This window comes from Pedobacter sp. AC464 (assembly GCF_979253075.1).
The window spans coordinates 573,933-589,299 of the sequence record NZ_CEEDBV010000002.1 but is presented as its reverse complement, the minus strand read 5'-3'; the positions used below and the strand labels follow the sequence as shown (position 1 = coordinate 589,299).

At 39.0% G+C, this 15,367-nt stretch carries 13 protein-coding genes; 11 read left to right on the top strand and 2 right to left on the bottom strand.

The features are described from left to right. The first annotated feature begins 15 nt into the window (after window positions 1-15). From AC0IWT_RS13245 to AC0IWT_RS13205, 9 genes are all read left to right on the top strand, one after another. Window positions 16-2,433, top strand: coding sequence for an alpha/beta hydrolase family protein (locus tag AC0IWT_RS13245; RefSeq protein WP_471797527.1), 2,418 nt, complete (start codon window positions 16-18; stop codon window positions 2,431-2,433). Window positions 2,434-2,569: 136 nt separating this feature from the next. Beyond that, entirely contained in the window at window positions 2,570-3,451 is an 882-nt protein-coding gene (locus tag AC0IWT_RS13240) for a DnaJ C-terminal domain-containing protein (protein WP_471797526.1), read from the top strand. Between the two features lie 5 nt (window positions 3,452-3,456). Then, window positions 3,457-3,753, top strand: a complete 297-nt coding sequence (locus AC0IWT_RS13235; protein WP_471797525.1) for a chaperone modulator CbpM — start codon at window positions 3,457-3,459, stop codon at window positions 3,751-3,753. A gap of 88 nt (window positions 3,754-3,841) precedes the next feature. Further along, window positions 3,842-5,416 carry a helicase HerA-like domain-containing protein gene (locus tag AC0IWT_RS13230; protein ID WP_471797524.1) on the top strand — a complete coding sequence of 525 codons (1,575 nt, stop codon included), beginning with the start codon at window positions 3,842-3,844 and terminating at the stop codon, window positions 5,414-5,416. Window positions 5,417-5,441: 25 nt separating this feature from the next. Continuing rightward, window positions 5,442-6,101, top strand: coding sequence for a hypothetical protein (locus AC0IWT_RS13225; protein ID WP_471797523.1), 660 nt, complete (start codon window positions 5,442-5,444; stop codon window positions 6,099-6,101). A gap of 1 nt (window position 6,102) precedes the next feature. After that, on the top strand, window positions 6,103-6,768 hold the full coding sequence (locus AC0IWT_RS13220) for a hypothetical protein (protein ID WP_471797522.1): 666 nt from the start codon (window positions 6,103-6,105) through the stop codon (window positions 6,766-6,768). 57 nt (window positions 6,769-6,825) lie between these two features. Further along, window positions 6,826-7,725, top strand: coding sequence for a nucleotidyltransferase family protein (locus AC0IWT_RS13215; protein WP_471797521.1), 900 nt, complete (start codon window positions 6,826-6,828; stop codon window positions 7,723-7,725). Continuing rightward, a complete protein-coding gene (locus AC0IWT_RS13210; RefSeq protein WP_471797520.1) occupies window positions 7,716-8,792 on the top strand; it encodes a phosphotransferase enzyme family protein in 1,077 nt (358 codons plus the stop codon). Before AC0IWT_RS13215 ends, AC0IWT_RS13210 begins: the two co-directional genes overlap by 10 nt. Before the next feature lie 8 nt (window positions 8,793-8,800). Continuing rightward, window positions 8,801-9,496, top strand: a complete 696-nt coding sequence (locus tag AC0IWT_RS13205) for a TMEM175 family protein (RefSeq protein ID WP_471797519.1) — start codon at window positions 8,801-8,803, stop codon at window positions 9,494-9,496. A 252-nt stretch (window positions 9,497-9,748) separates the two neighbouring features. Here AC0IWT_RS13205 and dnaK read toward each other — a convergent pair whose 3' ends face one another. Continuing rightward, entirely contained in the window at window positions 9,749-11,653 is a 1,905-nt protein-coding gene (gene dnaK / locus AC0IWT_RS13200) for a molecular chaperone DnaK (RefSeq protein WP_056869786.1), read from the bottom strand. A gap of 449 nt (window positions 11,654-12,102) precedes the next feature. Continuing rightward, a complete protein-coding gene (locus AC0IWT_RS13195; RefSeq protein WP_471797518.1) occupies window positions 12,103-13,242 on the bottom strand; it encodes a sterol desaturase family protein in 1,140 nt (379 codons plus the stop codon). A 276-nt stretch (window positions 13,243-13,518) separates the two neighbouring features. On the opposite strand from AC0IWT_RS13195, the gene lpxK reads away from it, so the two are divergent. Both lpxK and AC0IWT_RS13185 read left to right on the top strand, forming a co-directional pair. Beyond that, window positions 13,519-14,580, top strand: coding sequence for a tetraacyldisaccharide 4'-kinase (gene lpxK, locus AC0IWT_RS13190; protein WP_471797517.1), 1,062 nt, complete (start codon window positions 13,519-13,521; stop codon window positions 14,578-14,580). Then, window positions 14,552-15,367, top strand: coding sequence for a purine-nucleoside phosphorylase (locus AC0IWT_RS13185; RefSeq protein ID WP_471797516.1), 816 nt, complete (start codon window positions 14,552-14,554; stop codon window positions 15,365-15,367). Before lpxK ends, AC0IWT_RS13185 begins: the two co-directional genes overlap by 29 nt.

Sequence of the window (15,367 nt, the reverse complement as noted above, 5' to 3'; positions counted from 1 at the left end):
AAATAAACCTGGATTATGCTTAAAAAACTACACCTCTATTTTTTAATAGCGGGCATTTGCTTTTCAATAAACGCTGCTGCGCAGGATGCGGTAAGCTATCAAACACCGCCAAAAGAGATTGCTGATTTGTTACTTGCCAAGCCAACGCCAGGCGTTAGCCTGGATGATAAAGCCGAGTGGATTTTGTTCAGCGAAAGAAATTCTTACCCATCTGTTGAAGAACTGGCCATGCCCGAATACCGAATTGCTGGCTTAAGGTTAAACCCCAATAACTATTCACCGAGCCGGATTACTTACATCAACAACTTTAGTTTAAAAAGTATAAAAGCCGACAAAACTTTTCCGGTTACGGGATTGCCGGCACCATTATATGCCAGTAACATCAGCTGGAACCCATCGCAAACTAAAATTGCGTTTACAAATACCACTCAAAAAGGTGTTGATCTGTATGTGATTGATATCGCAACCAAGAAGGCGACCAAAACAAATAAGTCGTTTTTGAACGTTGTTTTGGGAAGCGGATTAATCTGGCTAAATGATAACACGATAATTTACCGGGCAGTTACCAAACCAGCAAGCGCTGCGCCGGTTAAACCATTAATGCCTAAGGGGCCAACTGTTCAACAGAATTTAGGCAAGGCAGCACCAAGCCCAACTTATCAGGATTTAATAAAATCTCCGTTCGATGAACAGTTGTTCGAGTTTTTCGGTACATCGCAATTGGTGAAAAATACAGGAGGCGTAGAAACCCCAATAGGCAAACCGGCGATTTATTCATCGGTTAGTCTTTCGCCCGATAAAAATTATATGTTAACCGAAACCATCCGTAAACCGTTCTCATATTTAGTAACGGCGAATGGCTTTCCATCTACTGTTACGGTGACCGATTTAACTGGAAAACCCGTTAAGGTTCTGGCAGAGCTGCCATCATCTGAAGGAACGCCATCTGGATATGACAATACTCAAAATGTTCCCCGCGGTTTTGATTGGAGAGACGATGAAGCGGCTACGGTAACCTGGTCTAAACCGTTAGACAGCGGCTTAATTAAGAAAAATGTGCCGTTTCACGATGCTGTCTATTCACTAACCGCCCCATTTACAGGCACCGAAAAAGAACTTTTCAAAACCCAAACCCGCTATCGTGGCACACAATGGGGCAATGCTGGTTTGGCCTTGGTAATGGAGGGTTTAAGAAGTAAGCAAACCAATAAAGTAAGCACGTATAACCCAACTACTGGTAAAATGGAGGAGTTATACACACGCAATCAAACAGATGCTTACGGAAATCCGGGTACGCCCGTTACAACCAAAAACAAGTTTGGCCGTTCGGTAATTCATACGGTAGATAACGGCACAAAGTTGTTAATGAATAATACTGTTGGTTCATCAGAAAAAGGCGATTTGCCTTTTCTGGCCAAATTCGATTTGGCCACAAAGAAAAGTGAAATCATCTGGCGAAGCGCAGAAGGCACCTTCGAATATGTAAGTGACGTAATAGACCCTGACAAACTGATTTTGCTATCCCGAAAAGAAAGTCAGAAACTGGTTCCAAATTATTATATCAAAAACCTCGTGCTCCGTGTTGCCGATAGGCCAATCACTAATTTTGCAAATCCTTATCCTTCCCTGGATGGTGTGGTAAAAGAGAAAATATCTTATAAGCGTGCTGATGGTGTTGATTTAACCGGCGACCTATATTTGCCGAAAGGCTACAACAAAGACAAAGACGGGCCGTTACCGGCCATTATCTGGGCTTATCCACGCGAATTTAATTCTGCTGCCGACGCTGCGCAGATCCGCGGGTCCAAAGATAAATTTACAGCCATTGCCTGGGGTTCGCCAATTTACTGGGTAACCCGCGGCTATGCAGTTTTGGACAATGCAGAAATGCCAATTGTAGCAAAAGATGGCAAGAAACCGAATGATACTTTTGTGGATCAGTTAAGTTTAAATGCCGAAGCGGCAATTAATAAACTGGTAGACTTAGGCGTGGGTGATAGAAAGCGCATGGCGGTTGGTGGCCATAGCTACGGCGCATTTATGACGGCAAACCTTTTAGCGCACACAAACCTTTTCGCCGCAGGTATTGCCAGAAGTGGTGCTTACAACCGTACATTGACACCTTTCGGCTTTCAAAACGAAGACCGTACCTACTGGCAGGCACCCCAATTGTATTACGAAATGAGCCCGTTTAGTTATGCTGATAAAATTAAAACACCCTTATTGTTAATCCACGGCGATTCTGATGATAATACAGGTACATTTCCAATAAACAGTGAACGCTTGTTTGCAGCTATTAAAGGTGCCGGAGGTACTGTTCGTTTTGTTTTTTTACCGTATGAAGCACACGGATACCGTGGAAAAGAAAACATATTACACGCCCTTTGGGAGCAAGACCAATGGTTGGAGAAATACGTCAAAAATAAAAAATAATTTTTTTATTCTGTCTTGAAATGCCCCGGTAACCGGGGCATTTTTGTTTAAATTAGCGTTCTTCGCCCATATTGAGTAATTTTACACTTTCAAAAATCAAACACGAACATTCAAATTAAATATTTGTTAAACCCTTATGGAATACATAGATTACTATAAAGTTCTTGAAATTAAAAAAGATTCATCAACTGATGATATTAAAAAGGCCTATCGTAAACTGGCTAGAAAATACCATCCTGATTTAAATCCTAATAATGAAGAGGCTAATAAAAAATTCCAGCAAATAAATGAAGCGAATGAGGTTCTAAGTGACCCCGAAAAGCGAAAAAAGTATGATCGGTACGGGAAAGACTGGCAACATGCTGATCAGTTCGATGCGCAACAACAACGACAATCGCAGGGCAGGGGTAGAAGCGGGGGTGGTTTTTCGGGTTTTGGTGGCGATGATTTTTCCGACTTCTTTTCATCGATGTTTGGCGGAGGCGGAAGTAGGAGCAGTAGCCGTTCGCCATTTAAAGGCCAGGATTACAGTTCTGAGCTAAGTTTGAATTTGATCGATGCGTACACTACCCATAAACAAACACTTACCGTAAACGGCAAACAGGTGCGGATAACTATACCCGCGGGCGTAGAAAACGGACAGAAAATAAAGCTTACCGGGTATGGAGCGCCAGGCCCCAATAATGGTCCGGCAGGAGATTTGTATATTTCATTTAATATTTCCGAACATCCTAAGTTTAAACGAAAAGGGAACGATATTCATATACAGGAAGAGGTAGATTTGTACACCGCCATATTAGGTGGAGAAAAAATTATCGAAACTTTGAATGGAAAAGTTAAGCTAACAATTCCCCCGGGCACCCAACCCGATACCACCTTAAGGCTCAAAGGAAAGGGTTTTCCTGTTTATAAAAAAGAAAACCTTTTTGGTGATTTATATGTTAAATGGCAGGTTAAATTACCTACAAAATTAAATACTCAGCAAAAAGAATTATTTGAAAAGCTTTCCAAACTTTAGCAAATATGGAAACCAATTTAATTTCAGTTGACGATTTTTGTGGACATTACAAAGTGGCAACTGACTTTGTAACTTCGCTGGAAGAATATGGGTTAGTAAAAACAAAACTGGTTAATAAAGCAGTTTTTATACATGCTGATGATCTCACTGGTTTGGAAAGATACATCCGCCTTTACAAAGAGCTTGAGATAAACCTGGAAGGCCTACATGCGGTGTCACATCTGTTGGGTCAGCTCGAACTATTGCAAAATAAAATTGCCACGCTAAATAACGAAATCAGTTACTACAAGCAACTTCATTAGTTTTGCCGTTTGCAGCCTCTAAAAGCTTCGATAAAAAAATCCTTTTTTTGATTTTAAGTTATTACATTGGGGCATCAAAACTAAAGCAATGAGCGATTCCTCATCAAAATTTGTCGAACAAATTAAAGCGTCGTATGCGCCGTCTGGCTCATATATTTACCTTGGAGCGGGCATATTGGATGGCCAGGTATACGGTGATGCTGAAGTAAATTTATCATTAAAAATGATGAACCGGCACGGTTTAATTGCCGGTGCAACAGGTACAGGCAAAACCCGTACCCTGCAGTTATTGGCAGAGCAGCTGTCAGATGCGGGCGTTCCGGTTTTTATGCTTGATGTGAAAGGCGACTTGTCAGGGCTTAATCAACCAGGAAGCATAAATCCAAAAATTGAAGAGCGTGCTGCACAACTCAACAAACCCTTCACCCCAACAGGTTTTCCTATAGAAATTTATTCACTTTCGGGAAAACTTGGTGCCCAAATGCGGGCAACTGTTCTGGAGTTTGGTCCAACTTTGTTGTCCAAAGTTCTAGATTTAAACGACACTCAATCTGGCGTTATGGCAGTTATATTTAAATATGCTGATGATAACAAGATGCCAATTATTGACTTAAATGACCTCAAAAAATTAGTTTCATATTTGTCGGAAGGTGCGGGAGCCAAGGAAATAAAGGAAAGTTATGGTAGCATTTCAACTGCAACATCAGGAACTATTTTAAGGAAAATTGTTGCTATTGAGCAGCAGGGTTTAGCAGGGATGTTTGGCGAAAAATCTTTCGATGCTGAGGATCTGTTCGAACGTGTAGATGGGAAGGGCGTTATAAGCCTGTTAAACATTGCAGATGTTCAAAACCAGCCGGTTTTGTATTCTACATTTCTCTTGAGCCTGCTTGCCGAACTTTTTAATACCCTGCCCGAAGTTGGTGATTTAGATAAGCCGAAACTGGTTTTCTTTTTCGATGAAGCACATTTGCTTTTCAACAATTCCTCAAAAACTTTTTTAGAACAAATTGAAACGATTATAAGGCTAATCCGCTCTAAAGGGGTAGGGGTTTTCTTCTGCACGCAATCGCCTACCGATGTTCCGGAAAGTGTTTTGGGTCAGTTGGGTAACCGGGTGCAACATGCGTTAAGGGCTTTTACGCCGAACGACGTTGATGCTCTGAAGAAAACGGTAAATACGTATCCAAAATCCGAATTTTACGAAATCGATAAAGTGCTAACATCTTTGGGTACAGGACAAGCATTGGTAACGGTGCTGAACGAAAAAGGTATTCCTACCGAAGTTTCTGCAACCATGCTAACACCACCGAGAGCAATTATGGGGCCCTTATCTGCAGCAGACTTTGAAAGGTTAGTTACCGGAAGCCAGGTGTATACGAAATACAAAGACCCGATAGATCCCGAAAGTGCTTACGACATTTTAACTAAGCGAATTAATGAGCAGACCGCGGCGGCCGACCAACAAAAGCAGGAAATTGAAGCCCAAAAACAGGTCGAATTAGAGAATAAGCCAAAACCTGGCGAAAAGAGTTTAGTAGAACGGGTTATGGGTGCAACAATTACCCGTCAAATTGGTAAAGAAATTGTTCGCGGGCTGTTTGGGATGCTAACCGGAAAGAAAACACGTTCAAAAAGCCGTGGCGGTTTTTTTGGATTTTAATAATTAACCTCAAAATAATCTAAATATGAAAGTACTATTATTCGCTTTTTTAATCGTCTCCTCTGGCGCATTCGCTCAAGTTACAAGTCCACTTTTTACCGATTCCCGGGGTAAAATAATTAAGTCAACAACCTACGATGACGTGTCCGGAAGTCCCTATCTATTGGAAAAATGGGAAAAGGGCTCTGTTAAAACAGGTTCAGGGAAAACATTCTCTGATCTGAATTTAAAATACGACATAGCAGGCGAAAGACTTCTATACCTAAACAAACAAGGCGATTCAATGACCTTTGCCGAGCCAATCGTTGCTTTCGAGTTGAATTCGGAAAAAAGCGCCGTTCCCTTGAAATTCGTAAATAGCCTCCCTAAGGCAGACAACGTAAAAGAGAATACCTTCCTACAAATCATTGCTACTGGAAAGTCTTCACTCTACAAAAAATACAATGTTGCTATAATTGAGAGCAAAGGATACGGAGCTCAGTCAACTAAAAGGTTATTCAATCCATCAATTACCTATTATGTTTTAAAGGATGGCGTTCTGCAGAAAATTAATTTGTCGAAGAAGAGCATTGCAAGTACCTTCCCGAGCAAGGAAAAGGAAATTTTAGATTTTTTAAAGGTTCAAAAAATCGACTTCAAAAACGATTTGGATTTGCAAAAACTTTTCGATGTTATAAACCAATAGCATGCTCCTACCAAGACTCTTTATACTGCAATTAACTCTCCTTCCTTTCTACGCCATCGCTCAATACGAAGTGCTTCCTTTCGGAGACGTGAAGAGAACGCCTTTAACTGAAATTAAATATACAGACGTAACCGGTAGCCCTTATCTTTTTGATTATTGTGTAAAAGGAAATGTAACACTTACAAATGGAAAAAAATATCTGGTAGACTCTTTGAAATACAATGTTATTGAGGATAACCTGGTATTTAAGAGTGAAGACGGTGCTTTGATGCATTTTGCTGAACCAGTTAAAAGATTCGAATTAGCAGTGAAAGGCTCAAATCCGGCTCGATTTATCAACGGTTTGCCAGCGACAAAAGGCTTTAGTTCAGAAGCTTATTTTCAAATTCTGGCCAAAGGAAAAGTTACCCTTCTCAAAAAAATTAGAAAGGAAATAACGGAAAGCAAACAGTATGGCTCGGCAGTAACCAATAAGTCGATCAATACAACTTCCAGCTATTTTGCACTTAAAGAGGAGATGCTGGTTAAAATATTACCAAATAAAAAAACTATTACCGCTTTATATGGTATTAATGACATGCAACTGGATAATTTTCTCAAAGAAAATAAAATTGACTTCAAAAAAGACGATGATCTTTATAAATTATTCACATATTTAAATCGTTAACGAAAATTAAACGCTTTCCTAATCGAAAAAATGATTAGGGATTACTATTTTAGCATTATGAAACCTACCCTATTAATACTGGCCGCCGGGATGGCAAGCCGTTATGGAAGCATGAAACAGATTGATGGATTCGGCCCGAATGGAGAAACTATCATCGATTATTCAATTTACGATGCAATTAAAGCCGGTTTTGGTAAAGTTGTATTCATTATTAAAGAAGAATTTGTAGATAATTTTAAATCGATTTTCGAGCCAAAATTAAACGGAAGAATCGAAACGGATTATGTTTTTCAAAATTTCGATTTGAAACAGTTTGGTATTGAGGAAGAAATTTACCGGGAAAAACCTTGGGGAACTGCGCATGCAATTCTTTCTGCCAGGAAGGTTGTTAAAGAGCCATTCTGTGTAATCAATGCTGATGACTATTATGGTTATGATGCATTTAAGAAAATGGTTGTTTTTTTAGATCAGGAAGCTTCCGACAGCAATTTTTCAATTATTGGCTATGAGGTTGGTAAAACACTTTCCGAATTTGGTGCAGTATCACGCGGGGTTTGTAAGGTAGATGCTTCAGGAAATCTTGAAGAAATTATTGAGCGTACCAAAGTTTATCCAAAGGATGGTAAAATTTTTTACGAAGAAGATGGTGAAGAATTCCCTTTGGATTTTGCAACACCTGTTTCGATGAATTTCTGGGGTTTCACACCTGCAGTTTTTAACATCACAGAAAAGCTTTTTGTAGAGTTTGCAGAAGCAAATAAAGATAAACCAAAAGCAGAATTTTTTATACCACTAATTGGCGAAAACCTTGTTAAAACTGGTGAAGCTACTTTTAAAGTTGTTCCTACTTCGAACAAATGGTTTGGCGTAACTTATAAAGAAGACAAACCTTATGTTCAGGATAGCATTAACCAGCTGGTTAAAAACGGAACGTATCCTGAAAAACTATGGAGCTAAATTTAGACTCCGAAGTTTTAAAAGCATACGGATACACTAAAGAAAATATTGTAATAACACAAATAGGTACGGGTTTAATAAACCGTACTTATTTGCTTTCGCCCCCAGCCGAAGAGAAAAAGTATATTCTTCAAAATATAAATACTTCGGTATTTAAAAGCCCCGAAGCCATTGCCGATAATTTAAAGGCAATCGCCGACTATCTCAAGGAAAACTATCCTGATTATCTTTTTGTAAAACCTATTGCCACCCAAAACGGTGAAGAAATGGCAATAGTTAATAACGAATATTGGAGAATGCTGCCTTACGTGGCTAACACTGTCTCTTTAGATGTTTTAACTGAGCCGCAGCAGGCTTACGAAGCAGCTAAACAGTTCGGTAAATTAAGCAGACTTCTTAACAATTTTGACGCCTCTATACTTAAGCCAACCATTCCAGGTTTTCATGATTTAGCCTTAAGATTTGAACAATTTACCCTGGCTTTAAGTACAACGACAGAAAGTTTGCAAAGTCAGGCCAAGCCACAAATTGACGACGCGTTGGAGCATAAGTACATACTGGACTATTTTAAATCCTATTCGCACAGAGTGGATTTTCCGGATCGGGTGATGCATCATGATACAAAAATTAGCAACGTGTTGTTAAATGCGCAAAGCTTCGAAGGTGTTTGTGTTATTGATTTGGATACGATTATGCCTGGAAAATTTATTTCTGATTTGGGCGATATGATGAGAACCTACCTCTGCGCATTTTCAGAAAACGAAACGGATCTAGATAAAATCAAAATCAGACTGCCATACTTTGAGGCCATGATTAAAGGCTATTTATCAGAAATGAAAACTATTCTTACCGAAACCGAAAAAGAACTGATTTTATTCTCGGGTAAGTATATTGTTTACATGCAGGCATTAAGATTTCTAACCGATTTCTTAAACGGAAACAATTATTATTCAATTAGTTATCCCGCTCAAAATTTGGATAGAACAAAAAATCAGTTTGAGTTGCTGCAAGAGCTATCGCGGAATGAAAAAGAGTTACAAGATATAATCGAAGAGAATTTAGTTTAAAACTTGATATGCCAGAACATAGCGAACTAAAAAAGGAATTTCAGATTGAACGGATGATTCTTTTTACAGATGCCGTTTTTGCTATTGCGATAACGCTGTTAATCATCGAAATCAAGGCGCCAGAAATCCATCATGGGATGACAAATGCAGAAATGATTAATCAGCTCTTAAATTTAGTCCCTAAGTTTATTGGTTTCATTATTAGCTTTTTCGTAATTGCCATTTACTGGCGCTCGCATCACAGAATGTTTTCTTTTATTAAAGACTACGACGATAAACTAATCTGGCTAAATTTCTTTTTTCTTTTTTCCATTATTTTAATGCCCTTTAGTTCCGCGTATTACAGCGATAATACGCTTTACAATTTGCCTTTTTGGTTTTATTCTCTAAATATTGCTTTTACAGGTTCGTTAAACTATATCATGCTTGCTTACATCATTAAGCATCGTGGTAGAATTTCCGACGGATTTGATGATATAAGAGCCCGCAGGCTTGCCAGGTGGCGAACGCTTATTGTCCCTGCAATATTTGTACTTGGAATACTTATCAATTCAATCCTGCCTTCAGAAAACAGCCTGAATATGTTAAGCAGGTTTACGCCGATGTTAATTTGGCCTGCAATTACATTATTAAACAGGTTTTTTGGCAAGGTACATGATTTGGAGTATCATGCTAAGCCGGTAAAAGCCAGGCATCGTAAATAATTTTCTACTCTAAATCCTGGCTGAAGTAAAACAGGCTGATAAACCAAACAATCACCTTTAGATAATTTTAGACGCTGAGCTTATCCGAACTCAATTGTTGTCGCTAACTTTTCATTGTTTGATACATCACGGCGTGGCATCAAGGCTCATTCCGATTGAATTTTTTCAGCTGAAATTCAACAAACAAAAAAAAGCGTCTCTGAACTTAATCAGAAACGCTTTTATTTTAACTTTCGGTCTGTCGACTAAAAATTATTTTTCTTCTTTAACTTCTTCAAAATCAACATCGGTAACGTTATCACCGCCACCTTGAGGCTGACCATCAGCTTGTGGTTGTTCACCACCTTGAGGCTGACCGCCGTCTTTGTACATTTCCTCAGATGCTGCATTCCATGCATTTTGCAATTCAGCTTGTGCTGCATCGATATCTGCGAAGTTGCGAGATAAGTGTGCTGCTTTCAATTTCTCTAAACCAGCTTCGATTGGTGCTTTCTTATCAGCAGATAATTTATCACCAAACTCTTTCAACTGTTTCTCTGTAGAGAAAATTAAAGCATCAGCACCGTTAATTTTATCTGCTTCTTCTTTTGCTTTAGCATCATCAGCGGCATTAGCTTCTGCTTCTTCTTTCATTTTTTTAATCTCAGCATCGGTTAAGCCTGAAGATGCTTCGATACGGATTTTTTGCTCTTTACCAGTAGCTTTATCCTTAGCGCTTACGTGTAAAATACCGTTAGCATCAATATCGAAAGATACTTCTACCTGAGGCACACCACGAGGTGCTGGTGGAATACCATCTAAAATGAAACGACCAATTGTACGGTTTTGACCAGCCATTGGGCGTTCACCTTGTAAAATATGGATCTCTACTGATGGCTGGTTATCAGCTGCAGTTGAGAAAGTTTCTGATTTTTTAGTTGGGATAGTCGTGTTAGACTCGATTAATTTCGTCATTACACCACCCATAGTTTCAATACCTAATGATAAAGGCGTAACGTCTAATAACAATACATCTTTCACATCACCGGTTAAAACACCACCTTGAATAGCAGCACCAATTGCTACAACTTCATCAGGGTTAACACCTTTACTTGGCTCTTTACCGAAGAAAGCTTTAACTGCATCCTGAATTGCAGGAATACGGGTTGAACCACCTACCAAGATAATTTCGTCGATATCGCTTGTGCTTAAACCAGCATTTTTTAATGCAGATTTACAAGGCTCGATAGTACGTTTAATTAAGCTATCCGCTAATTGCTCAAATTTAGCACGAGATAATGTACGCACCAAGTGTTTAGGGCCGCTAGCATCAGCAGTAATGTAAGGCAAGTTAATTTCAGTAGAAGTTGTGCTTGATAACTCAATTTTAGCTTTCTCAGCAGCTTCTTTTAAACGTTGTAAAGCCATTGGGTCTTTAGCTAAATCCATGCTGTTTTCAGCTTTAAACTCGCTTGTTAACCAATCGATAATAATGTGGTCAAAGTCATCACCACCTAAGTGTGTATCACCATCAGTAGATTTTACTTCGAAAACGCCATCACCCAACTCCAACACAGAAACGTCATGTGTACCACCACCACAGTCAAAAACAACAATTTTCATGTCTTTGTGTGCTTTATCCAAACCATAAGCTAAAGCAGCTGCAGTTGGCTCGTTGATGATACGCTTAACTTGTAAACCTGCAATTTCGCCAGCTTCTTTAGTAGCCTGACGTTGTGCATCATTAAAGTAAGCAGGTACCGTAATTACCGCTTCAGTAACTTCCTGACCAAGAAAATCTTCGGCAGTTTTTTTCATTTTCTGTAAAATCATCGCAGAAATCTCTTGTGGAGTATATTTTCTGTCGTCGATTTCTACGCGAGGTGTGTTGTTATCGCCTTTAACAACTTTATAAGGTACACGTCCAGCTTCTTTCGCACTTTCGTCGTAGCTGCTACCCATAAAGCGTTTAATCGAATATATCGTTTTTGTTGGGTTGGTTATAGCCTGACGTTTAGCAGGCTCGCCAACTTTACGCTCACCGTTTTCTGCAAAAGCAACAATAGACGGTGTAGTACGTTTACCCTCACTGTTCGCAATAACTACAGGCTCATTGCCCTCCATTACGCTCACGCAAGAGTTTGTTGTTCCTAAGTCTATTCCAATAATTTTTCCCATTGTATTTTTCTTTTTCTCTTTTTAAAGTATTATAATTTCTAATCCTATTAAACAATGCGTGTGCCAATTAGGTTTTGGCAGATATTATCGCTAAAAGCCTGATAAAATGTAAAAAAGAGTGTCTGATGTTACTGACAGCATGACAGAAAACCGACGGAAATCAGCGTAGTATGATTAATGCGAACAATCAGTCTGATAATTTGAAAATGAAAGTTATCGATTAATCGGTTACAGCCGCCCCGCTGTCCGCTTTATTTCGCTGCGCTTCATGCTCGCTACCATCGGGTTTAGTAACGAAACTCATTGCTTTTCAGAAAATTTTCTTTGGAGAAATATTAATGAAGATTTGAAAAGATTCAACGGAGATCTCCAGTCATATCAAAAATTGATTAACCACCCATTGCCAAAGGCTTCTAACTCCGTAATTCCATTAAAAACAAGCAAATCCGCTACCGGTCACTTCGTTCCTCCATTTTCAAGTCCGTGTCGAAAGGGCTTTTAGTAAAAGGGTAAATGGTTTGTTTAACAAAACCTTTAGGGTATTCGGCCTCGTGTACACCCGTTCCGGCAGGCCATTCCTTGCCAGGCAAATAATAGGTGCCAAACATCATATCAATAAAAGGGAATATCGATGCAAAGTTGTGTCCATAATACTTTGGGTCTTCGCAGTGGTGCCAATGATGATATTGTGGCGTTGTGAAAATGTATTTTAGCGGGCCAAAATTTATCCTGGTATTGGCGTGGATAAGTACAGCATGAATGGCAATGAAAATGATATAAACATTAAAAACGGTTGCAGAAAAACCCAAAATGTACAGCGGTACAAATGTCATTGCCCGGGTAAAGAAAATATCAATAAAATGCGTCCTGCTTCCGGCAAGCCAGTCCATATTTTGGGTAGAATGATGTATGGAGTGAAAGCGCCATAATGAAACTCGGGTATGGAAAAACCGATGCGCCCAATATTGAAATAAATCGGTGCTGAAAAAAGCTAAAAATAATGCCACAATAAATGGCAAGCCCTGCACCCAGGTGTGCAACTTATCTAATCCAATCCACCCGAAAAAAAGCACTGCAGGTTTTTGCGTTACAATTCCAAAAAACTGAATAAACAGATGGCTAATTACGAAGTAGGTTAAATCTGTCCGCCATTCTTCATGAAATTTTGTTTGCTTATCGTTCTTTGGAAAAAACAATTCGAGCGGAACAAAAATCGCTACCATTAAAAGCAGATCCAAAATCATCCAATCTAAACCAAAATGCCAGCTGGATTTGGCTACATCTCTTCCCTCAACACTTAAGGCGCCCAATATTACTGCCAAAGCCGCCAGTGCAAAACCAGGCCAGCCATAGTTTAGCTTTTTGCTTAAAACAATGCTTAATGCAGAAAAGAAGAGCGAGGCGATAACTCCGCCAATCATCATCGCCTCCATGCTGTCTTTGGTGTAAATCTCACGGAATTCCGGAGTCGTTAATTTTTCCGGGTAATGGAAACAAAGAATTCCTAATAAAGCTAAAACTGCTAAGAAAATAGAAATGTAGCCACTTATCTGGCCCTGACCGATTACTAAACGTTGCCTTGGAGACATTAAATTATTTGGTGGTTTTTAAGGTTCATAAATAGTAGCTACTATTTAAACTAAATTAATTCGAAGCCAATGGGGCTGTACAAACTAAGGATGGCGACAACAATTAGGGTGTTTTGATGTTGAATGTAACGCTTACCCGCCAAGCTAGGAAATTAAAATAATTATTACAATAAAATTCTGACAAACCTTTCCATCTTTCTCACGTTGCTTTATTGGGCAAGAAAACTGCGATGCCCGAATTTTTTAAATTATCCTTATTTTTGAAAACACGACGGTATGCTAATTAATTATTTACGCCTTTTACTTCTTCCATTCTCATTAATTTACGGTATGGCCATCACCCTCCGCAAAAAACTGTACGATTGGGGGATTATGGCTTCAGTTAAATTTGATCTTCCTGTAATTTGTGTGGGTAATTTAGCCGTTGGTGGTTCTGGTAAAACACCAACTACCGAGTATTTGGTAAGGCTTCTAAGCGATTATAAAATTGCCGTTTTGAGCAGAGGATATGGACGTAAAACCAAAGGTTTTATTTTGGCCGACAATAACGCCACAGCCGAAACCATCGGAGACGAACCACTTCAATATTACGATAAGTTTAAAAACATAACTGTAGCGGTTTGCGAAGATAGGGTAGCAGGAATTGAAAAATTGAAAGATAGTCACGATTTAATTATCCTGGACGATGCGTATCAGCACAGGGCGGTGCGAGCTGGGTTTAATATTTTACTTTTCGAATTCAGAAAACTCGGAACGCTGCAATTTTTACTTCCGGCAGGAAATTTACGCGATGTTTTTTCATCCAGAAAACGAGCTGATATCTTATTGGTAACTAAAGCTCCCGTGCCACTGTTGCATGTGGCGCAACAGGCTTCAATAAATGAATTACAGCCAGATAGCAATCAAAAAGTGCTTCATTCGTACATTAAGTATGGCGAATTAAAGCATTTATACGCCAATGAAACCCGCACACTCGATTCCATTAAGGATTATGAGGTTTTTTTGCTTACCGGAATTGCTAATCCAGCGCCGCTTATTGAAGCGCTCGAGAAATACACAAAAACAATAAAACACGAAGAATTTCCAGATCATTATCAATTTAAAATTGCCGATATTGAAAAGTTTAAATCAGCGTTTGTTTCTGGTACAAAAAAAGAAAAAATCATCATCACAACAGAAAAGGATAGTAAGCGTTTAAATGCTGCGGGTTTTAAAGATTTACTGGTAAATTTACCAGTATATTTTTTACCTATCGAGGTTGATTTATTTGAAGAAGATAAGATTACCTTTGATGAACTTATTTTAAACTATGTTAAGAGCAATAGAAGAAACCGTTGAGTACATTAAACGCAAAACCGAAAACTTTAAACCAGAAATAGGCATCATTTTAGGCACTGGACTAGGCGGCCTGGTTAAGGAGATTAAGGTAGAACATCAATTGATGTACTCAAACATTCCTAATTTCCCAATATCTACTTTAGAATTTCATAGTGGTAAGTTAATTTTCGGAACATTAAACGGAAAGAAAATTATTGCCATGCAGGGTCGTTTACATTACTACGAAGGTTACAGCATGCAACAAATCACCTTCCCGGTAAGGGTAATGAAAGGTTTGGGTATCGAGAATTTGATAGTTTCTAATGCTGCAGGGTCTTTAAATCCCGAATTTAAAAAAGGTGATTTAATGATTATTGAAGACCACATAAATTTGCAACCTGATAATCCTTTACGCGGTTTAATTGAAAGTTCTCTGGGTCCGCGTTTCCCGGATATGAGCCAGCCGTACAAACGTTCTATCATTGATAAAGCATTGCAAATTGCAAACGAGGTTGATGTTAAATGTCATAAAGGTGTTTACGTAGCCGTTTCAGGGCCTAATTTAGAAACAAAAGCCGAGTACAAATATTTAAGATTGATAGGTGCCGATGCTGTCGGGATGAGTACCGTGCCTGAAGTAATTGTTGCCAATCACGCCGGGTTACCAGTTTTTGCAATATCAGTTTTAACAGATGAGGGTTTTCCTGAAGACTTACAGCCATTTAGTTTAGACGAAATTTTAGAAGCTGCCGCTAAAGCTGAACCAAAAATGACTGAAATTTTAATCCGCTTAATCGCTGAGCTGTAA